This is a genomic window from Kitasatospora sp. NPDC058218 (assembly GCF_042882445.1).
Classification (GTDB): domain Bacteria; phylum Actinomycetota; class Actinomycetes; order Streptomycetales; family Streptomycetaceae; genus Kitasatospora.
In genome coordinates this window covers 1-5,043 of sequence record NZ_JBHVWC010000082.1, presented here as the reverse complement: position 1 = coordinate 5,043, position 5,043 = coordinate 1, and the positions used below count along the sequence as shown (strand labels likewise).

The 5,043-nt window shown below is 72.9% G+C and carries 3 protein-coding genes; all 3 read left to right on the top strand.

The annotated features are described in order from the left end of the window. Positions 1-219: 219 nt before the first annotated feature. The 3 genes from ACFVYI_RS37045 to ACFVYI_RS37035 all read left to right on the top strand — a co-directional run bounded on the left by ACFVYI_RS37045 (position 220) and on the right by ACFVYI_RS37035 (position 5,003). Positions 220-876: a hypothetical protein gene (locus tag ACFVYI_RS37045; protein ID WP_387893804.1), complete on the top strand. Its 657-nt coding sequence runs from the start codon at positions 220-222 to the stop codon at positions 874-876. A gap of 321 nt (positions 877-1,197) precedes the next feature. Further along, positions 1,198-2,022, top strand: coding sequence for a M55 family metallopeptidase (locus ACFVYI_RS37040; protein ID WP_387893802.1), 825 nt, complete (start codon positions 1,198-1,200; stop codon positions 2,020-2,022). A 287-nt stretch (positions 2,023-2,309) separates the two neighbouring features. After that, positions 2,310-5,003 (top strand): M4 family metallopeptidase, encoded by a 2,694-nt coding sequence (locus tag ACFVYI_RS37035; RefSeq protein WP_387893800.1) that lies wholly within the window; start codon positions 2,310-2,312, stop codon positions 5,001-5,003. The last annotated feature ends 40 nt before the right edge of the window (positions 5,004-5,043 follow it).

The window sequence follows — 5,043 nt, the reverse complement described above, 5'->3', positions numbered from 1 at the left end:
CTGTGGGTTTTGTTTTTCATTTTTTGATTTTTGTGGTTCTCAACCCCCCCCCATCCGCTCTCTCAACAACCCACGACCTTGATCGACTTCGTAACACTCCCTGGAAGCTCAACTTCTGACGTCAGGGATCGCAAACCCGGTGAACGTATGCGGTCACAGCACTAGCCTGGCGCGGTGACGAGTCGAGATCGAACCTCCGGTACCGGCACAGCTGCCCTCGTGGTTGTTGGCCTGGTGTTCCTCACCGCCTGCGGCGGCGGTGGCAGCAGTAGTGACAGCAAGGCGAAGCAAGTCGGCTGGTACCGCACGGTCGGCGACCTCTGCGCGGTGGTGGGCGATCCTGGCCTGCCGGGGCAGCTGAGGAGCTCCATACCGGTGACGAGCGCGGGGATCGCGAGTGACCCGTCCAAGACGCTCAGCTGCAGCTACGCCGGCGGTCCGGCAACGGAGGACTGGCGGGTGGCCATCGATGCGACGGTCTTCGAAGCGGCCCGCGGCTGCCACTGGCTGGAGGTCGAGGCGGAGATCGCCAGGTCCCCGCTCGGCGGGCCCAAGCCGACCGAGACGCGGAAGTTCGAGATGACCGACGGCGGGGGGCTCGGCCAGGAGGGCTACCAGTCGTCGGTCCGGCACCCGCTCACCGACACCATCCCCGGGCCGGTCGACCAACTGAGCTTCAAGTCGGGTATCTGCGACGGGAATCTGCGCCTGACGGTCGACGTCGACTACGGTGCGGGATCGGGGATGTCCGCGGACTACCCGGGCGCGCTCGACAAGGCGGAGGGGGCGTCGCGAACGAAGGCCGCCGAACTGCTCAAGCGGGCGCGGGAGAAGCTGTACGAGCGTGCGATGAGCCCGCAGCCGAAGGCCTCGTGACAGGTAGGGCCATAGCGGTGCCCGGGGCGGGCTGGCTCTCCCGACGGTCGGTGGCGCTGGTGAACGGTGCCGGCCCGCTGCTGGCGGCGGAACATCCCGCACACGGTCTCCTGAGCGCCTGTCAGGTCTCTCCGGGCCACGATTCGAGATCGTCGCATGGTCTTGACGCACTTTCGAAACACGCCCAAGCCCCCATGCCCACGCTGACCACCGGCCGCCGGTAGACGCCCGGGTCCTGGTCGGTGAGGCCCCGGAGCCGCTAGCCTCGGCTCACCGGGCGGGCCCGGTGGCGCCCTTGCCCTCGCGCATCCGAGGAGCGAAGTGAGGATCTTCATCTCGTCCGACATGGAGGGCACGGCCGGGGTGGTCGACTGGGACCAGTGCCGGCCCTCCGGCTCCCAGTACGGGCACTACCGCGGTCTGCTCCAGGCGGAGGTGAACGCGGCCATCGAGGGCGCGATCGCCGCCGGAGCCACCGAGTTCCTCGTCAACGACTCGCACTCGGCCATGGCCAACCTCCGCCCGGAGGCCCTCGCCGGCCGGGCCCGCTACCTGTCGGGCCGGCACAAGCCGCTGTACATGATGCAGGGTCTGGACGCCTCCTTCGACGCGGTCTTCCTGGTCTCCTACCACGGCTCGGCCGACGGGGCCCCGTCCGTGCTGTCGCACACCTACAACCCCCGGGTGATCGCGGGGGTCCGGCTCAACGGGGTGCCCGCCGGGGAGAGCGGGATCAACGCGCTGGTCGCGCTCGGGCACCGGGTCCCGGTGGTGCTGATCACCGGCGACCGCGTCACCGCCGAGGAGATCGAGCCGTTCTGCCCCGGTGTCCGGGCCGCCGTGGTCAAGACCTCGGTCTCACGGTTCGCGGCGGACAGCCTGCACCCGGAGGAGGCCAGGGAGTTGATCAGGAACACCGCCGAAGCGGCCGTCCGCGCCCTGCCGCAGGCCGCACCGCCCGCGATCGCCCTCCCGGCCACGCTCACGATCCGCTTCCGCAGCGCCGACCTCGCCGAGCTGGCGACGTGGATCAACGGTGTCGTGCGGGAGGGGGAGTTGGACGTTCGCCTCACCGACACCGACCCGATCCGGCTGTACCGGGCCTTCGTCGCCGTCGTGCTGCTCACCCGGGGCCTCGCCGACTGAGCGAGGTCGGCCGGACCGTCGGCACCCCGGCCCGCCGCCCCCGTACGGCGGGTGCTTGAGGGGGTGGAGCCGACTACATGTGCAGTCTATCGACATATCCTGTCCAGCGACCTATGGTTCTCGTAGTGATCGTCAGCAGCGCGCGTTGCTGCGACTCCTGCGTACGTCGGCGTGCCGTCGACTCCGGGCGCCGCCCGGCTCCGCAGTGAACTGACGACACGTCACATGCCGCGTGCGCACGGACACGTGCCGCGAGCATCCGTTCCGTGTTCCATGGGAGGACCGCAGTGCACCAACGCTTTCGCACGCCCACGGCGTTCGGCGCCGGCCTGGCCGCCGTTCTGAGCCTGGGCCTGGCCGCGCCGCTCGCCCAGGCCGCGCCGGCCGCCGAAGCCGACCCCGTTCCCGGTCTGGTGGCCGGTCAGGAGACCGCCGCGCCGCAGCTGGTCACGGGTCTGGACGAGCCGGCGCCCGGCGAACCGGCCACCGCCGCCCGGGCCCACCTCGCGGCGCACCCGGACCGGTACCGGATCGACCCCGGGCAGCTGACCGAGGTCGCCGCCGTGCGCGACGCCGACGGCCGGAGCACCGTCAGGTTCCAGCAGCACCACGGCGGTGTGCCGGTCCTGGGCGGGCAGTACCTCGTCCACCTCACCGGTGACGGCGCCGGGCAGCGGGTCGAGTCGGTCGGTGGCAAGTACTTCACCGGGCTCACCGCGCCGACCACCGCCACCGTGCCGGCCGCGGTGCTGCGCGAACTGGCGCTCGGCGAGATCGAGGACCCGGCGGCCCGGGCCGGGGCCACGGCGCAGGACCACGGCCCGGTGGTCCTGCCCGGGGGCACCGGGCGGCTGGCGCAGCACTTCACCGTGCGGGCGGCCGGGCCGGGCGGCGGCGCGCACCAGGCCCGCGAGGTCTACGTGGACGCCACCCTCGGGACGGTCGCCCTCGCTTACGAGGCCCGCTCCTCGGCCGAGCCCGCCGCCGCCGCGGCGGCCGGGGTCGAACCCGCCACCGGGACCGCGCCGGACCTCCTCGGCCGCCCGGTCAAGGTGAACATCGGCCGTCTCCCGGACGGGAGTTACCAGCTCAGCGACCTCACCCGGCCGGCCGCGATCACCACCTACGACGCGGCCGGCCGGCCCGCCGGCGAACTCGGCGGCGGGATACCCGCCGACCTCGCCCCGGCGCACTCGGCGAGCCCGGACTTCCCGGCCGCCGCCGGCACCTCCGGCGCCACCGACGCCCACGTCAACGCCGGGATCGTGTACGACTTCTACCGCGACCGGCTCGGCCGGGAGGGTCTGGACGGCAAGGCCGGACCGATCGTCTCGGTGACCAACGCGTCCGAGTGGGGAGAGCCGCTCGCGAACGCGTACTGGGACGGGACCAAGATGGTCTACGGCAACGGCAACGCCAAGTACCTCCCCTTCGCCGTCGCGCTCGACGTGGCCGGGCACGAGATGACCCACGGCGTCGTCGAGCACACCGCCGGGCTGGTCCTGGCCGGCCAGGCCGGCGCGATGGACGAGGCGCTGGCCGACTACTTCGGCAACGCCATCGAGGTCACCGCTCGCGGCACGTCGATGAGCGACCCGAAGGCCGCCCTGCTCGGCGAGAGCCTCTGCCGCACCGGCACCCCTGAGGCCTGCGCCCAGCGTCGGCTGGACGACCACCGCACCACCGTCGACGACTACCTCGGCGTGGGGGGCGCGGTCGACAGCGGCGGGGTGCACCTCAACTCCACCATCTTCGGCGGCGCGCTCTGGGACATCCGGCGCACCCTGGACCCGCTCGTCGCGGACCGGGTGATCTACCGCGCGCTCGCCGACTACCTCACCCCGCTGGACGACTTCGTGGCAGGGCGGGGCGCCGTCCTCGCCGCCGGCCGGGACCTCAAGCTCAACCGGGACCAACTCCGTTCGGTGGCCGCCGCGTTCGACGCCCACGGGATCCGGGCCGGCTGGCAGAACCGGATCGGGGTGGACAGCCGGGTGCTGCTGCGCGACGTCTCCGGCCCGGCGATCCCCGCGGTCGCCAACGGCCGCTGGGTGATGGCCAACGCGGTACGGAACGCCGGCAGCCCCCTGTACACGGGTTCCCTCGCCGGGGGCGGTACCCCGGTCCGGCTCAGCCCGGAGGACAACCGCGCGCACAGCTGGCCCGCCACCGACGGCACGTCCGCGGTGTGGGTGGCCCTCGGCGCCGACGCCCAGGGCAAGTGGTCGATGGACGTGCTGACCCGCTCGCTGGCCGGCGGCCCGGTCACCACCCTGTTCTCCTCCCCGTCGAGCATGCCCGGTGACGTACAGGTGTCCGGCGGCGACATCGCCTTCCGGGCCTTCGACCCGGCCGCGAACCGGAGCCGGGCGTACCTGTCCCGCAACGGCGGCCCGGCGGTGCCGATCCCGGCGGCCGCCGACCACGACGTGTCGGGCGTGACCCTCAAGGACGGTGTCCTCGGCTGGTCCGAGCGTTGGACGGGCGACCAGGGTGAGGTCGACGCGCCGACCGTCTACTCGATCGCGCTCGGCAAGGTCACCGCCCAGTACCCGACGGCCGCCCCGAAGGCATGGACCAACTCCACCCTGCTCGCGGGCGGGCGACTGCTCTGGGTCGAGACCTCGGGCGACGGCACCAAGCGCCGGTCGGTCCGTTCCGGCGCGCTGGACGGTTCCGGGGTGACCGAGCTCGTGTCCGGCGGCTCGCCGAACGCCCCCTCGAACGGGACCCTCACCGCCTCCGACCGGGCCGTCACCTACCAGGCCGGCAGCGACGACCCCGTCGGTGGCTGGAGCAACGCCACGCTGCCCAAGCTCTGGCAGGTCCCGCTCGCCGGCGGCACCCCCGAGCGGCTCTCCTGCAACCGCGGCGGCCAGTACCTGCCCGCCGCCGAGCGGGGCACCCGGGTGGTCTGGGTGGACGCCACCGCCGGCCGCAGCGACCTGGTGGTCCGCGACCGGCCGGCCGGCACCTGCTGATCCCCTCGCGCACTCCGTGCCCGGCGGCGGGGCCGCCCCA